This window comes from Amycolatopsis sp. cmx-11-12 (assembly GCF_046269425.1).
Classification (GTDB): domain Bacteria; phylum Actinomycetota; class Actinomycetes; order Mycobacteriales; family Pseudonocardiaceae; genus Amycolatopsis.
This window is the reverse complement of the sequence record NZ_JADNQM010000023.1, coordinates 34,026-49,049: the sequence shown is the minus strand read 5'-3', so window position 1 is coordinate 49,049 and position 15,024 is coordinate 34,026. Positions and strand designations below refer to the sequence as shown.

14 protein-coding genes and 1 pseudogene are annotated in these 15,024 nt (G+C 68.8%); 8 read left to right on the top strand and 7 right to left on the bottom strand.

Going from position 1 to position 15,024, the window contains the following annotated elements; genetic code table 11:
• The first annotated feature begins 11 nt into the window (after positions 1 to 11).
• Together ACLARN_RS27800 and ACLARN_RS27795 are read left to right on the top strand one after the other, a co-directional pair.
• On the top strand, positions 12 to 1,124 hold the full coding sequence (locus tag ACLARN_RS27800) for an ATP-binding protein (RefSeq protein ID WP_409494411.1): 1,113 nt from the start codon (positions 12 to 14) through the stop codon (positions 1,122 to 1,124).
• The gene (locus ACLARN_RS27795) at positions 1,121 to 3,877 is read left to right on the top strand and encodes a DUF5682 family protein (RefSeq protein ID WP_409494410.1); all 2,757 of its coding nucleotides are present in this window, start codon (positions 1,121 to 1,123) and stop codon (positions 3,875 to 3,877) included. The genes ACLARN_RS27800 and ACLARN_RS27795 overlap by 4 nt, the downstream gene beginning before the upstream one ends.
• Positions 3,878 to 3,920: 43 nt before the next feature.
• Here ACLARN_RS27795 and ACLARN_RS27790 read toward each other — a convergent pair whose 3' ends face one another.
• Entirely contained in the window at positions 3,921 to 5,387 is a 1,467-nt protein-coding gene (locus tag ACLARN_RS27790; protein ID WP_409494409.1) for a carotenoid oxygenase family protein, read from the bottom strand.
• An 83-nt stretch (positions 5,388 to 5,470) separates the two neighbouring features.
• Between ACLARN_RS27790 and ACLARN_RS27785 the strand changes: the two genes are divergently transcribed.
• Positions 5,471 to 6,190, top strand: a complete 720-nt coding sequence (locus tag ACLARN_RS27785) for a TetR/AcrR family transcriptional regulator (protein ID WP_409494408.1) — start codon at positions 5,471 to 5,473, stop codon at positions 6,188 to 6,190.
• On the opposite strand, the gene ACLARN_RS27780 is transcribed toward ACLARN_RS27785, so the two are convergent.
• Positions 6,180 to 6,329: a hypothetical protein gene (locus ACLARN_RS27780; protein WP_409494493.1), complete on the bottom strand. Its 150-nt coding sequence runs from the start codon at positions 6,327 to 6,329 to the stop codon at positions 6,180 to 6,182. The two genes, ACLARN_RS27785 and ACLARN_RS27780, sit on opposite strands and share 11 nt — an antisense overlap.
• Before the next feature lie 51 nt (positions 6,330 to 6,380).
• On the opposite strand from ACLARN_RS27780, the gene ACLARN_RS27775 reads away from it, so the two are divergent.
• On the top strand, positions 6,381 to 6,569 hold the full coding sequence (locus ACLARN_RS27775; protein WP_409494497.1) for a hypothetical protein: 189 nt from the start codon (positions 6,381 to 6,383) through the stop codon (positions 6,567 to 6,569).
• Positions 6,566 to 6,787: an alpha/beta fold hydrolase gene (locus tag ACLARN_RS27770; protein WP_409494407.1), complete on the top strand. Its 222-nt coding sequence runs from the start codon at positions 6,566 to 6,568 to the stop codon at positions 6,785 to 6,787. The genes ACLARN_RS27775 and ACLARN_RS27770 overlap by 4 nt, the downstream gene beginning before the upstream one ends.
• On the opposite strand, the gene ACLARN_RS27765 is transcribed toward ACLARN_RS27770, so the two are convergent.
• The gene (locus ACLARN_RS27765; RefSeq protein ID WP_409494406.1) at positions 6,771 to 7,379 is read right to left on the bottom strand and encodes a TIGR03086 family metal-binding protein; all 609 of its coding nucleotides are present in this window, start codon (positions 7,377 to 7,379) and stop codon (positions 6,771 to 6,773) included. The genes ACLARN_RS27770 and ACLARN_RS27765 overlap by 17 nt on opposite strands.
• A 70-nt stretch (positions 7,380 to 7,449) precedes the next feature.
• On the opposite strand from ACLARN_RS27765, the gene ACLARN_RS27760 reads away from it, so the two are divergent.
• Entirely contained in the window at positions 7,450 to 7,878 is a 429-nt protein-coding gene (locus ACLARN_RS27760) for a MarR family winged helix-turn-helix transcriptional regulator (RefSeq protein WP_409494405.1), read from the top strand.
• A gap of 555 nt (positions 7,879 to 8,433) precedes the next feature.
• Here ACLARN_RS27760 and ACLARN_RS27755 read toward each other — a convergent pair.
• The gene (locus tag ACLARN_RS27755) at positions 8,434 to 9,132 is read right to left on the bottom strand and encodes a hypothetical protein (RefSeq protein ID WP_409494404.1); all 699 of its coding nucleotides are present in this window, start codon (positions 9,130 to 9,132) and stop codon (positions 8,434 to 8,436) included.
• Between the two features lie 12 nt (positions 9,133 to 9,144).
• Between ACLARN_RS27755 and ACLARN_RS27750 the strand changes: the two genes are divergently transcribed.
• On the top strand, positions 9,145 to 12,156 hold the full coding sequence (locus ACLARN_RS27750; protein ID WP_409494403.1) for a DEAD/DEAH box helicase: 3,012 nt from the start codon (positions 9,145 to 9,147) through the stop codon (positions 12,154 to 12,156).
• The gene (locus tag ACLARN_RS27745; protein ID WP_409494402.1) at positions 12,149 to 12,856 is read left to right on the top strand and encodes a hypothetical protein; all 708 of its coding nucleotides are present in this window, start codon (positions 12,149 to 12,151) and stop codon (positions 12,854 to 12,856) included. The genes ACLARN_RS27750 and ACLARN_RS27745 overlap by 8 nt, the downstream gene beginning before the upstream one ends.
• A 45-nt stretch (positions 12,857 to 12,901) precedes the next feature.
• Here ACLARN_RS27745 and ACLARN_RS27740 read toward each other — a convergent pair whose 3' ends face one another.
• The 3 genes and pseudogenes from ACLARN_RS27740 to ACLARN_RS27730 form a co-directional block, all read right to left on the bottom strand.
• Positions 12,902 to 13,312, bottom strand: a complete 411-nt coding sequence (locus tag ACLARN_RS27740; RefSeq protein WP_409494401.1) for an NAD(P)-binding domain-containing protein — start codon at positions 13,310 to 13,312, stop codon at positions 12,902 to 12,904.
• On the bottom strand, positions 13,309 to 14,343 hold the full coding sequence (locus tag ACLARN_RS27735) for an enoyl-CoA hydratase/isomerase family protein (RefSeq protein ID WP_409494400.1): 1,035 nt from the start codon (positions 14,341 to 14,343) through the stop codon (positions 13,309 to 13,311). The genes ACLARN_RS27740 and ACLARN_RS27735 overlap by 4 nt, the downstream gene beginning before the upstream one ends.
• 474 nt (positions 14,344 to 14,817) lie before the next feature.
• A pseudogene (locus ACLARN_RS27730) lies at positions 14,818 to 14,962 on the bottom strand (ImmA/IrrE family metallo-endopeptidase); the annotation flags it as partial.
• Positions 14,963 to 15,024: the final 62 nt, after the last annotated feature.

Sequence of the window (15,024 nt, the reverse complement as noted above, 5' to 3'; positions counted from 1 at the left end):
AAAGGCACGACATGTCCGACGTCTTGCGCGCCCCTGCCGAACTCAAATACGCCGAAGAGCTGGACTGGCTGGAGTCGGTCGACGACAGCCCCAAACCGTTCGCCTGGCGCCTGTCCCCGAAGATGCTGCGCCTGTTCGTCCTCGGTTCCGAGCGCTCCGACGGCCTCGACCGCGAGGTCTCGCAGAAGTGGTTCGGCGACCGGAGCATCGTCGAGCGAGCCATCGTCACACTCGCCTCCGACCGAGGACTGCTACTCATCGGCGACCCCGGTACCGGCAAGAGCTGGCTCGCCGAACTCCTGGCCGCCGGGATTTCCCGCAACTCCACGCTCGTCGTGCAGGGGACCGCCGGTACCACCGAGGACCACATCAAGTACTCGTGGAACGTCTCCATGGTCATCGCCAAGGGCCAGTCCCGTGACTCGATGATCCCGTCGCCGATCATGACCGCGATGGAGGCGGGCTCGATCGGCCGCTTCGAGGAACTGACCCGTTCCACCAGCGACGTGCAGGACGCGTTGATCTCGATCCTGTCGGAGAAGTACATCTCGGTCCCGGAACTGGACAGCGACGGCATCGTCTTCGCCAAGCCCGGTTTCTCCGTGATCGCCACCGCCAACAGCCGCGACCGCGGCGTCAACGACCTGTCGTCCGCGCTCAAGCGCCGGTTCAACTTCGTCCGCATCCCGGTGGTGACGAACAAGAAGAGCGAGGCGGAGATCGTCCGCTTCCGCACCGAGGAACTCCTGCGCCGCCACCAGATCGAGCTGGACGTGCCGCCGACACTGCTCGACGTGCTCCTGCGCAGCTTCGGGGACCTGCGTGCCGCGGCGGCGTCGGCGGGCAGCGACGACGAGAAGCTGGAGTCCGCGTTGTCGACCGCCGAACAGATCGGCGTTCTCGAAGACGCGGTACTGCACAGCAACTTCTTCGGAGAACGCGCGCTGACGGCCCGTGCGCTGGCGTCCTCACTCGTCGGCTCGCTCGCCCGTCGTGAGCCGGAGGACCTGGCGATCCTCAACAAGTACCTGCACGGCGTCGTCGAGCCGCGCAGCAAGGACGAGGGCGGGGACTGGCCGGAGTTCCTCGACGGCGGCCGCGACGCGATCGCCACGCTCTCGTGAGCGGCGCCTTCGAGGCGCTGCGCGGCCAGTTACAGGAGGCCGCGGCCGCCTTCGCCGACGGACCCGGTGCTCTGGAGGGCATCCTGCTCGGGCTCGTCGACGACGTCGACCGCGCGGTGCGGGAGCCACTGGAGATCTTCCCGGTCTGCCACCATTCCCCGGCTTCGGCCGTGGCGATGGCACGGCGGCTGCGGGAGAAGCAGCCGAAGGTGGTCTACCTCGAACTGTGCGAGGACATGGCGCCGCTGCTGACCGAGCTGCGCAACTGCCGTCTTCCGGTGGCCGTGCAGGCTTTCGCGACGGACGTGAAGGGATTCCCCGCCGAGTGGGCGCCGCTGTCGGTGGTCGCGCCGATCACCGAGGCTTCGGCCGAATACCAGGCGATCGCGTACGCCCTCGACACCCCGGGTGTCGAACTCGTCCTCGTCGATCGCTCGGCCGACCACGTCTTCCAGTGGGACGAGCGCGTGCCCCAAGCGGATTCGGATACACCGCCCGCCGAGGAAGAGGCTGCGTTGCACGGTGACGCGATCGGCGTCGAGATCGGTGACCTGCGGCCTCGCTTCGCCGAACTCGAGGAACACCTGCTGCGTCACGGGCGGGTGCGGCACTGGTCGGAGTGGTGGCACCAGTACGTCGAACTGCCGCTCGGCGACGGTGACCACGACACCTATCGCCAGGTCATGTTCCTGATCGGCAGCCTGTTCCGCAGGCTCGCTCCCGGCGACACCCGCCGCGTACGGGTGGACGAGGACCGCGAGCGCTATATGTGGACACGGATGCGCGAACACCTTGCCGCTTCGGGCGCCGATCCCGCGGACTGCCTCTACGTCTGCGGCGCGTTCCACGCGGCCAGCCGGGTCGCGGAGTTCGGTGTCGAGGACACGGACGGATTCGTGATCAGCCCGCGCAGCGCGAGCAGTTGGCAGTACGGGCTGATCCCGTCGAGCCACGCGTCGATCGAGGCGCAGTTCGGCCTTGCCGGGGGATCGGTGTCGATCGCCGCGACCGAATGGGCGAAGAACCTCAAGCGCACCAAGGTCAAACAGTTCCAGCTGGACGGGCAGGTGGGCGGGCCGAAGCGAAAGAAGGCCGCGGAACTGTCCGCGCCCATGCCGGATCCGGTGTCGTCGGATCATCTTTCCGGCTTCCTGCAACGACCTCCGGTCCTGGACCGGCTGGACGAGGCCGAGTTGCTGGGCTGGTCGGTCGAGGTCGTGCGGGCGGCGCGACGCAACGGGTATCTGTCGTCGACGGCCGACGCCATCGCGGTGTTCGAGACCTCGATTCTGCTGGCAGGCCTGCGCGATCGGGCGAAACCCACGCCGTACGACTTCCAGGACGCGGCGGTCACCTGCATCGAGAAGGACGTCGTGCCGGGCAGGCGCGACGTGCGCCGCATCGTCGAGATCATGATGGGCGGCGACCGGATCGGCCAGGTCGGCTACGACGCGTTGCCGCCGCTGGCGCGCGACGTGCACGACAGGCTCGAACCGCTGAACCTCAAGTTGCAGCAACGCGGTGTGCAGCGGGCGCTGCTCGACATCGCGTCGAAGCCGGAGCTGGAACCCTGCTCCGATCTGTTGTGGATGCTCCGGTACCTGATGCCGCACGGCGCGGTGCGACCGATCATGGGGGAGCGGCGGCTCGGCGAACGGCCGATCCAGGAGTCATGGGATCTGGCGCTGGGCACCCACCAGCGGGCGCTCATCGAGCTGGGGTACGAGGGTGTCAGCATCGAACAGGTGCTGGAACAACGGCTCCGGCGGGCCGCTTACCACCCGCAGGTCACCGCGGCGAAGGTGCTCGGAGCCGTTGAGGACGCGACGCTCTATCTGCGCAGCACCCGGCTGGCGGGGGAGCTGGGCACGCGTGCCCTGGAGGTCCTGGCCACCGAACGCACCGTCGACGGAGCGCCGGAGGTCTTGCGGCGGGTGCGAAGGCTGCTGGCGCATTACCGGACCAGCGAGCCGGTACTGCCCCGGTGGATCGAGGACTTCGTCAAGGCGGGGTACGCGCATTACTGCACCCTGCTTCCGGCGGCCTTCACCGACGAGGAGGCCGGTGTCGAGCAGGTCGCCGCGATGCTGGGCTTCCTGTTCAGCATGGAGGCGCTCGCTCTGTCGCTGGGGTGCGACCGTACCCAGCTGGAGCTGGCGATCGCCGGATCGCATCCGCAGGAGCCGTCGAAGGTGGCGCTGCTGTGGGCGGCCCAGGTACAGCTCGGCCAGCTCTCCCGGGCGGAACTGAGGGAGCGGTGCGCCGGTCTGCTGGCGAATCCGTTGGTGCTGCCCGCGTATCCGCGTTACCTGAGTGGTTTCGTCCATGCGCTGGAACCGGCGCCGGGGCTGGCTGACTTCGTCGTCGAGGCGGTGTCGAACGCCTTCGCCGAGCTTCCGGACAGGTTGCTGCTGCCGTGGCTGCCGACGTTGATCACCACGCTGCGCTCGCGCGGGGCGGAACTCGTTCCGCTGCTCGTCCGCGAAGCCGGACGGGTCTTCCCCGGCCGTCTCGCGGCGCTCGACGCATGGGTCCCGCCCTGGAAGAGCCAACCGGAATCCCTTGCCGCATCGAGGAAGCCGGGTGGGAGCGGCTTGCCACTCCTGGCCGCGCATCCGGCGACCTGCGACGCGGTGGCGAACCTGCTGGGCTGCGACGAACTGTGGGGGAGCACCGCCCCGACAGGCCTGGCGCTGCTCGAACGGTATCCGGACTCCGCGGCGGCACTGGAGGAGGTGCTCGCCAGCGTGTGAATGTCGAGGGCGGTCGCCGGGGAGACCGGCGACCGCCGGACCGTCAGTCCGCCACCCAGCTGCCGTGGAAGCCCAGCGGCACGGGCCTGGGCAGGTGGATGCGTGCCAAGGGTTTCGCGGTGAAGTCCTGTGCCGCGAGGATCACCAGATCCGAGGCGTTGCGGTCAGGGTTGTTGACGTAGGCGAGGGCGTAACCGTCGTCCTCGGACTTACTGTGGGAGGACGGCACGAAGACCGCTTCGCTCGCGTCGGCGCCCCGGCCGAAGCGGTGCACCTCCGAACGCGCGCTCGAGAGGTCGTGCTTGATCAGCGCGTTGCCGAAGGTGTTGGCGGGCTTGTCCAGGTAGACGTCGAAGAGTTCACCGGGGGAAGCCGAGTAGCCGTACCGGTGCCGTCGTGACACCAGGCTTTCGTTGACCCGCGGGAACTCTTGCGGCCGGTCGTCGAGTACGCGGCGCTGGACACGGCCCCGTGTCAGGTCGATCGTCCAGCGCTCCAGTACCGGCGGGCCGGAGGCCGACGGGCCACCGAAGCCCTGCTTACCGGCCACCTCGAACGGCGCCGGCATCGTGGTCAGGTCCACCACTACCGTGGAGCCCTGTTCGTAGGCGTTGAGCGTATGCGAGTAGAACACCGGATCCACCCCGAACCAGCGCAGCGGCCCACCCTCGCGCTTCATGACCCCGACCCTGGCCGGGTGCTCGGTGTTCCACTTGTAAGGCACCACTTTCCCCGGCCGCGGATCGAACGTGACGGGCACATCGAAGACGACCACGTAGTTCTTGGTGAGCCCGAAGTCATGCATCATCGGGCTGTCGGTGACCGGGATCCGAGTGGTCCGCACCACGCGGCCGGTCCGGTCGATCATCAGATGCCGAACGTGGTCCCAGGTCGGGTAGTAGGTCACCGCGTGCAGTTCGTCGGCGTGGGCGTCGAACTTGGTGTGCGCGGTGTAGGAACCCTCCAGTGAACCGCTGAAATCGAACGGCCCCAACGTGTTCAGTTCGTCGTCGAGTTCGTACGGCGGGGGGCCGGACTCCTGCAGGGCGAGGATGCGGCCGTGGTGGCTGATCACGTGCGTGTTCGGCGCGAAGTCATCCGAGGGCACCGGCCACGGGTACCGTTCGCCCAGTTTCGCCGCGACACCGGACGAGCGCACCCAGCGGTTGCGATACCACTCGGCCTTCCCGTCACGGAGCCGGACGCCGTGCACCATCCCCTCACCCAGCATCCAGTGGTGCGCGCGCGGATCCTCGAGCCCGAGGACGTTCGGCCCGGTGCGCAGGTACCGCCCGCAGAGCTCCCTCGGAATGCGGCCCGTGACCGGCAGCCCGAACGCGGTCACCTCCTCCTTCACCGGCGCGAACGCGCCTTCGATGAACGGGTACTCCGCGTTCGCCGGACTTTGCGCGGCGAAGGCGGACCCGGTGCTCCCGTAGGTCGCGGCGGCACCGCCGATGGCCAGCGCGGCCGCTCCGCGGAGCACGTTCCGCCTGTTCGGTTCGGTCATGGTCGAGCCCCCAAATCCGGTCATAACTGTGTATGCCATGAACAGTGTATGCCTTTACCGGTTTTGGGTGCAACAATGCCCCGATGGACGACGCCAAGATCGAGTTGCTGCCACCGGGCACCGCCCTGGCTTGGGGATACGCCCCGGCGCCCCGGCGGGGGCCGAAACCGGGATACAGCCTCGATCAGATCGTCGACGCGGCCATCGCGCAGGCCGACGCGGAGGGCTACGCGGCCCTGTCCATGCCGTCGATCGCCAAGCGCCTCGGCATCACCGCGAACGCGCTCTATCGCTACCTGAGCTCCAAGGAAGAACTTCTCGTCCTCGTCGCCGAGGCGGCCTGGGGACCGCCGCCGAAGCTGTCATCCGGTGCCTGGCGCGCCGCCGTCACCGCCTGGGCTCGCGCGCTCCTCGACCGCAGCCGCCGCCACCCGTGGCTGATCGACCTGCCGGTGCGCACCGCGCCGAGTACGCCGAACTTGCTGGGCTGGCTGGAGAACTTCCTGGAGGGGATGGACGGCACGGGGCTCAGTACCCGTGACGTGATGGGCTGCGTCGTGCTGGTCGACGGCTGGGTGCGCAGCACCGCGACTCTCCTGCGCGACGTGAACGCGAGCGCTCCCGAGCGCGTCCAGGCGCTGAGCGAGTTCTTGCGACCGCACCTCGAGGGGCGCGGCTATCCGCGCGTCGCCGCGGTGATCTCCGGCGAGGCATACGGCGAAGAAGGCATCGAGGACGACGACGTCGAGTTCGGCCTCGGTCGCATCCTCGACGGCATCGAGGCGTTGATCGTCAGGCGGTGAAGAGCTGGTCGAGCCGGTAGTCGACGATCTCCGCCGCGCGTTCCGTGGTGTAGGCGTCGACCATGATCGCGGTGACGAGGCCGGCGGACATCGTCGCGAGCGCGTCGGCCTCCAGGCTCGGGTCTAGGTGGGCTGGGATGTCGCCCTTCGCCTGGGCTTTCCGGAGTAGTTCGGTGACTGCGCGGATCAGATGAGGCAGCAGTGGCTCCTGGTCGGGATCCTGGCTTCCGCGGGTGACGTCGACGGCGAAGTACGCGATCTGGACCTCGCTTCCCCGGCGACCGACCGGATCGCCGGAGTGATCACCTTCGAGGCAGCGGGATTCGGGGTGATCGGCCGGAGTTTCATCTGGTGGAGTCTCGGTGAGATCTTCCGATGACGTGTGGCGCACCGTGCGGCCACTGCTTTTCAGCGCTCGTCGTCGCCGAACGCAGTGTCATCCACAACGCCCGTGAGGTGGCGGCCCGGCTCGAATCACTGAGCCCGCACCTTCGCGTCGAGGTCGTACCGAAGGCCACTCACGGACTGTCCCTGGAGAAACCGGAACTGGTCACCGCCCGGGTGATCGAGGTGGTGCCGGTCAAGCCTGGGGCTTAGCGTCCGGCCAGGAGGGGGATCGGCCGAGCAGCGCGACGATCGTGTCCAAATCGGACGGTCCCTTCTCTTCGACGGCCGGGCCGAACGCGGCACCCGGTGCCTTCCGGCTCTGTCCGTTCGGGATCTCCTTGGCGAACCGCAGCCCGGCGTCGAGTACCTCTCGCTGGAACTCGAGCGGCAGGCCGAGCGTCTTGGCGACGTCCCAGGAGTGCACCAGGTAGTCCACGAAATGGAAGCCCAGGGCCTGTTCCGCGGTGAAGGTGATCTCGGTGGAGAACTCGGGAAGGGAGAACTTGCGGGATTCGAGGTCGTGGGGCACGAAGGCGTTCAGGACTCGGTTGACCGAGTCGCGGTAGGTGGCGACGGGGTCTTCGCCCAAGGGGATCAGGCGCCAGTGGTCGAGGTGGCTCTCTCCGTTGGCCGAGGCGGCGAAGCCGTAGTGCTGGGTGGCCATGTGTGCGAGGAGGCCGTGCAGGGTCCAGGCGGTGCAAGGGGTCGGTTTTTCCAGGTCGCTGGGGGTGATCTGGGAGACGAGGTCGAGGCTGGCCCGGACCGCGATGGCGTCGAGCATGCGAAGTTCATTGATAGGCATATGCATATCATCTACATGCGCGTACGAGTTCGTCAACCGGTTTCGTGAGATCGCTCGGTATGGTCTGCGCATGGCGGAGCAGAGGAGGCCGGATCTCGCGGCGATGCTCGGCGGACTGATGCGACGGCTGATGGACGCCGAGACGCCGGTGCTGGCCGAACACGGGTTGACCATGTGGGGTTACGTGGTGCTGAACGCGCTCGACGGCAGTCCTGTCCGCACACAGGCCGCGCTCGCCAAGGCGATCGGCGCGGACAAGACCCGGATCATCGGCACCCTCGACAAACTCCAGGAGGACGGCCTGATCACCCGCGAGCCGGATCCGACAGACCGCCGGGTCCGCCTGCTGGGGATCACCGACGCCGGCCGCGCCGCGCGGCGGTCCACTCAGACGCGGATCCAGGAGCAGGAGGAACGACTGCTCGACCAGCTGTCCGCCGCCGACCGCAAGGCGTTCCTCAAGGCCGCGCGGGTGCTGTCCGAAGCGCAGTGGCCGTGAGCGCTAGCGAACGGGTCTGAACCAGCCGGCGTAGGTCAGCAGCAGCCCGATCACCGCGAGCATCATCGCGCCGAGCAGCAGGATCAGCCCAGGCTGGGTGAACAGGTCGCCGACGAGCCCTTGCAGGTCGGGCAGGCGGATCGCGTAGAGATGGTGAACGTGGTCTTTGGCAATGGTCGATAGTCGGCTTGGCGGAGCACGGCTCGGAGGTAGTCCTCGGTCTCCGCGGTGGTGCAGGTGTCCGGGCGGGTGGCCAGGTGCTGCCTGATCACGATGCCGTCCGAAAAGGTCCTGATAGGTGCGGGCGAGTTCTGGCTGATCCTCGATCGCGCCGGAGGAGTCGCCGTTGCCGCGGATCGGCGACGACGGTCGACCAGCCGGACAGCAGTTGCTCGCGGTCGGCGATTTCCGGTGTCCGAGGCGGATTGCCGTAGGCGGCTTCGAGGGCGGCGATCAGCAGGTCCAGTGCCACGTCGAGGATCGCGGCGTCGGCTTCTCTGCTGCGGGACGGCCGGGAGCGCGATCCGCTGTAGTGCGGACCTGCCCGTGCGTTCCTTAGGCCAGTACCTCCGCGACCATGCTCGCCGGATAGTCCGACGGCGACCCGCGCCACCACGCGCTGAACGCCTTGGCCAGCCGCTTCGGCACCTCGACCTGCGCGCCGCCGCCGTGGAAGTCGATCGTCACCAGCACGGCGCCGAGTCCCGTTCCACTCCAGGGAACTCGCCGGACGAGCTTCGCGTAGTCGGCGCTCGCGGACACGAACGTCACCACTTTCTGGGCACTGACGCGGCGGGCTTCGTCGATGATCGTGTGTTCGAGCATGCCGGACGGCCAGTCGCCGATCCGGAGTTTCCGGTCGTAGTAGGAGATCGGCTCGTCGGCGCGCAGGATTCCGTAGCCGCCGCTGAGGATCAGCGCCCGCCCGTTCGCGGCGGCCTCGCCCAGTGCGCTGCCCACATTCCGGTAGAAGTTCCCGTTGTAACGGAGCCACGCCGGTCGCAGCCCGCCGTCGTCGACCTTGGACCTGGCCAGGACATCGGCCCGCGCGCGAAGCATCGCCTCCGACCAGGCCGTCTCGGTTTCGATGGCCTGCCCGCCTCGGTTCTTACCCTTCGAAGGGCCGAGGACGGTCAGCGCCTCGCGCGGATCGATCGCGTCCAGAACACGGGAGGCCTCCACCGGGGCGAGCCTATCCGGTGACGCGCTGATCGGACGCTGACCGGGCACGGGCATGCTGGGGAGCACAGACATCGAAGGAGGAGCATGCCGCCGCTCGTCGTGCACGGCCTGTGGTCCCCGGGCCGCGGGATCGTGCTTTGGGGTGAACACGGCGACCGCCCCGCGACGACGTCGATGCGGCCGTCGATGTCGGCCCGGCCGCATCCGTTCGCGGCGTCGGTGGCGGATCTGACCGCGCTGCACCCTGGCAAACCCGCGTCGGCCACGCTGCTGCTGCCGTCCCGGCGCGGCGGCCCGGTCGCTTCGCCCGAACTGGGTGCTCGCGGCCGTCCTCAGCAGGAACTGTCGCTGGAGCCCTGGTCGGTACCGGCGCTCCTGATCGACCCCACCGAACTGGGGGACCTCGCCGACACGGTCAGCTACGGCACTTCCGTCCGCCATCTCCGCGCCATCGTCCGGCTGGCGGACGACCTCGTGCGCCGCGGCCGGGTGCTGCCCACCCTCGTGCGGAACGAGATCGTGGCGCGAGCGCGCTGGCGGCCGGTGGCGCGCGGTGGCGACGCGGTCGCGCTTCAGGCGCTGATCGCGGCCACCCCGCCGGTCGGCCGGGCCGAACAAACCAGACCGGACCCGGCGGCGCTCGTCACCGACGCGCTCCGCACTCTCGTCGACACCGCCGTCCGCGAGCGTTTGGCCGCCGCCGGCCACGCCACGGAAAGCGACGGGCGCGAAGGTCCGTTCGGATCGTGGCTCCACGCGCTCAAGACCGCCGACGACCGGATCAGCCAGGCGCCGGGGCGGATGGGGATCGTCGCCGAGGGCATCGCGGCCTGGGACGCCGTCGGCGACACCGACCTCACCGAGGGCACCGTCTGCCTCCGGCTCGACGAGGTCCCCACCCTGTACGGCCCGGTCGACGACCCCGACGACCAGACCGGCGACGGAACCAAGTGGCAGCTGCGTTTCCTCCTGCGCTCCACGGCCGACCCGAGCCTTCTCCTTCCCGCGGAGGACGTCTGGTCCGGCAAGGTGGGCGCGAAGTTCACCGACCCCGAAGGCCTTTTCGCCGCTGAGCTGGAGCGAGCCGCGGGAGTGCTGCCATTGCTGGCTCCGGCGGTCCAAGCCGACAAGCCGGGTCTCTACGACCTCACCGTCGCCGAAACCGTGGAATTCCTCGACGGCGGGGCGGAACAGCTGGTCGCGGCCGGTTTCGACGTCCAGCTCCCGGCGAGCTGGGGTGGCAGGCGGAAGCTCGCGCTCAAGCTGTCCGTCCGCGGCGCGCCCGTCGACCAGGCCGCCGTGCATCGCCTCGGCCGCCATCAGCTCGCCTCCTACCGCTGGGCGCTCGCGGTCGGCGAGGACGCGCTGACCGACGAAGAGCTGGCCGGGCTCGCCGCCGCGAAGTCGTCGCTGGTGCGGCTGCGCGGACGGTGGGTGAGCGTCGACCCCGAACTGCTGCGCGCCGGTCTCGACTACCTGCGCCGCGACCCGGACCGGGAGAAACCGCCACTGCCCACCCCAGCGGACCTGCTGGCCCTGCTCCGCGGTGGCTTCGAAGCGCCGTTGCCGGTCACCGAGGTCACCACCGACGGCTGGATCGACGATTTCCTCGCCGGGCGGATCCAGAAGACCATCGAACCGGTCGAGCCACCGCCGACCTTCCTGGCGACCCTGCGGCCGTACCAGAGCCGGGGTGTCGCCTGGCTTGCGTTCATGACGTCGATCGGCCTCGGCGCCTGCCTCGCCGACGACATGGGACTCGGCAAGACCGTCCAGTTGCTCGCGCTCGAAGCGATCGAGCGGGCGCGCGACGACGCCGGACCGACACTGCTCGTCTGCCCGATGTCGTTGCTCGGGACGTGGCAGCGCGAAGCGGCGAAGTTCGCGCCAGAGCTGCGTGTCCATATCCACCACGGCGCTGACCGAGCGCACGGGGCCGGGCTGGCCGCGCGTATCGAAGGCGCGGATCTCGTCGTCACCACTTACTCGACCGCCGCCCGCGATGCCGACGAACTCGCGGGCACCCGGTGGCACCGGCTCGTGCTCGACGAGGCGCAGGCGGTCAAGAACCAGAACACCGGCCCGGCACAGGCTTTGCGCCGAATCCCCGCCGGCCATCGGGTCGCGCTGACCGGGACGCCGGTGGAGAACCGGCTCGCTGATCTATGGTCGCTGTCGGATCTGCTCAACCCCGGCGTCCTCGGTGGCAGGCAGGAGTTCCGTGAGCGCTTCGAGGTGCCCATCGAGCGCCGGGGCGATCTGACCGCGGCCACCGAACTGCGCCGGCTGACCCGGCCGTTCCTGTTGCGCCGCCTCAAAACCGACCCGACCGTGCTGGCCGACCTGCCCGAGAAGATCGAGATACTCCAGGAATACCGCCTCACTCGCGAGCAGGTGACGCTGTACCGCGCGACCGTGGACGAGATGATGACCAGGATCGCCGACAGCGCCGGGGTCAAACGGCGCGGCAACATCCTGGCCGCGATCACCAAGCTCAAGCAGATCTGCAACCATCCCGCACATCTGCTGCACGACGGTTCGCCGATCGGAGTCCGATCCGGCAAGGTCAACCGGCTCGAAGAACTCCTCGCGGAGATCCTGGAGTCGGGCGACCGCGCGCTGTGCTTCACGCAGTTCGCCGAGTTCGGGCACCTGCTCGTGCCGCACCTTTCGCACCGGCTGAACGCGAAGATCGCCTTCCTGCACGGCGGGTTGTCCCAGCAGCGCCGCGACTCGATCGTCGAACACTTCCAGTCGGGCGACGGCCCGCCGATCCTGCTCGCGTCGCTGAAGACCGGGGGAGCGGGACTGACGCTCACCGCGGCCACCCACGTCCTGCATCTGGACCGGTGGTGGAATCCGGCGGTCGAGGAACAGGCCACCGACCGCGCCTTCCGCATCGGCCAGCGGCGGAGCGTCCAGGTGCGGAAGTTCGTCTGCCCCGGCACCATCGAGGAACGCATCGACGCCGTCATCACCAAGAAGGAAGCGCTGGCCGGGCTCGTCGTCACCGACGGGGAGGACTGGCTCACGGAACTGTCCACCGATTCGCTGCGCGAGGTCTTCGCACTGGGCCGGGAGGCGGCCGATGACTGACGGATTCCGCCGGGCACTGGACGAACTCGGCGTCCACAAAGGACTTGTACCGCCTTGCCGGGTCGACACCCTCACGATCGGACCCGGCGCGGCCGTCGCCGAGGTCCGGGTGACGCGCCAACGGTTCTACGAGGTCCGCATCGGTCTGCCGACGTTCGGCAAGCAGGTGTGGACGGCGGTCACAGCCGCCATCGTCGCGGAGGAGGCCACGACGGCGACCCTGCTCGACGGGCGGGTCCCCGAGGATGTCGAACGCTTCTTCGCCGCGGAGCAGGTGCCGCTGTTCCCCGAGGCAGCATGGGAACTGTCGCTGGATTGCACGTGTCCGGGCACCCGCGTTCCCTGCGACCACCTTGTCGCAGGGCTGATCGCACTCGAGCAAGAAGCCGAGACAGAACCGTTCTCGATCTTCGCGCTTCGCGGGCGCGAGCGCACGACGTTGCTCGAAGACATCGGACGTCAGGCGGGCGCACGCGTCACGGCGCCATCGGCCGATGCCGGAACACCCGCCCTCGACGAGGTCATGGACGACTTCTTCGGCTGGGGCCCAGCCGGGGACGTCACGAACACGCGACGACCACCGGCCGGGGACCCGCTGGGACTGCTGGACGAGGTCCCGCCGCTCAAGGCCACAGTGGACGGAACCTCGGTCACCGCCCTGCTGCGACCGCTCTACCGGGTGCTCACCGGTCAGGAGTGAAGGAACTTCGGCTCACGTTTCTCGGTGAACGCGGCCATGCCCTCCTTACTGGCCGGACGCGGTCGAGGCGACACCGAAGAGGGCCTGGTGGGTGAGGCCGAGTTCCTCGCCGAGGGCGAACGCCTCGGAGACAGCGATCATCGAGACGCCAACGTCAGCGTTCCGGCTTCGGCGCCGACCACACCGCTGGACACGGGCGCGTCGCCGGCCGTGGTGACCGGCCGTGGTGACCAGTTCGGCCGCTTGCCGAGCGTCGGCGACGTGCTTGCCGCTGGGCAGCATCGTGACGACGACGTCCGCCGCCGCGACGGCCGCGCTCGCGCTGTCGAACCTGGTCACGTCGGTGGAGTGAGCGGCGGGAGCCGGGTCGTAGCCGTGGACGGTCTCACCGGATGCGACCAGGTTGGCGGCCATGGGGCCGCCCATGTTGCCGAGTCCGGAGAAAACGATCGTCATCGGGCCACTTCATTCCATTCGGCGTCGCCGAGGTCAGCGAAGTAGGAATCGACCAACGACTCGTCCACTTCGGACAGTGTCACCGGAGCCCACTGGGGCGAGCGGTCCTTGTCGATGATCTGCGCCCGGATGCCCTCGGCGAACTCGGCGGAGGAGAGCGCGCGAGTCGAGACGCGGAACTCCTGCGCCAGCACGGCTTCCAGGTCGGGCAGCGCGGCGGCGGCGCGGAGAGCCCGCAGGGTCACCTTCAGCGAGGTGGGCGACTTCGCCTCGATCTCCTTGGCGGTGGTGGCCGCCGCGTCGCCTCCGGCGCGGAGCCGGGTCAGGATCTCCTCGACCGTGTCCGCCGCGTAGCAGTGGTCGATCCATTCCGCGTCGGCTGCCAGACCGCTGGCCGGTGCGGGCTCGGCGAACAGGTCCAGTGCGGCGTCCGGGGTGCGCGACGTGAGCGCGTCGAGCAGGTCCGGGATCCGTTCGCTGGGCACGAAGTGGTCGGCGAGTCCACAGTGGATCGCGTCGGGTCCGGTGATGGAGCCCGCGGTGAGGGCGATGTGTGTGCCGAGTTCGCCGGGGGCGCGGGACAGCAGGTAGGTGCCGCCGACGTCGGGGATGAAGCCGATGCCGACCTCCGGCATGCCGACGCGGGAGCGTTCGGTGACGATCCGGTGGCTGCCGTGCGCGGAGACGCCGACCCCGCCACCCATGACGAGTCCGTCCATGAGCGCGAGGTAGGGCTTGGGGTAGCGCGAGATCAGCGCGTTCAGCCGGTACTCGTCGGCCCAGAAGCGCAGCGACGCGGTGCCGCCGCCGCGCGCGTCTTCGTAGATGGCCCGGATGTCGCCGCCCGCGCAGAGCCCGCGGTCACCGGCGCCGTCGATCAGCACGGCACGGACCCCCGCGTCGGAACGCCAGGCTTCGAGGTGCTCGGTGATGGCGAGCACCATGTCGTGGTTCAGCGAGTTCAGCGCTCGCGGCCGGTTCAGGGTGATCCGGCCGATTCCACTGTGGACGAGGAACTGGACGTCGTTCACGAAGCCTCCTGCAGCATCCGGCGCGAAATGATCACGCGCATGATTTCATGGTCCCTTCCAGGATCTGGCGCACCCGCAGGTCGCGGACGATCTTCTCCGGTCCGTACCGGAAGCCGCCCGAGGACCACGATCGGTGGCCGGGCAGGGGAGTACGAACGACTAGCGCCGAGGGTGTGGCGGGTCGGCGTCTTTCGCGCAGGCAGGACGAACACGACACGCCTGCGGCCGGTATCCCGACTCCCGGATCTACGACGGCTCCGGCCTCCCGGCTCGCGCCAGTGGCCGTACTTCCCTGCATTGCAGACCTGTGGACACCATAAAGTAGGAAGTCCGACTATGTCGAGGTCGAGGGTGTGGCGTACACCTCAGGTGCGTGCCCGGATCTCAGCGAAGGGTTCCCAATGTCGCATTGGAGACGCTCAGGGACTCAAATGCGACATTGGGAACCCTTCAGGACTCCCGCCCCGGGAGCTGAAGGCTCCACAGTGGACACGAACCGCCGACCCGGGAGAAGTGGAACCCGGTGGCAGATCGTCTCGAAGCCGACGCCGAAATGGTCGGACAGCCGCGTGATGTCGTAGCGGTACCGTTCGGCCGCGCTGAGGAAGACGCGGTACGGCGAGGCCTTCGACGTCCGCGACGCTGCCCGTGCTCGGCGAGATCGTCCAGGAATGGATCGAG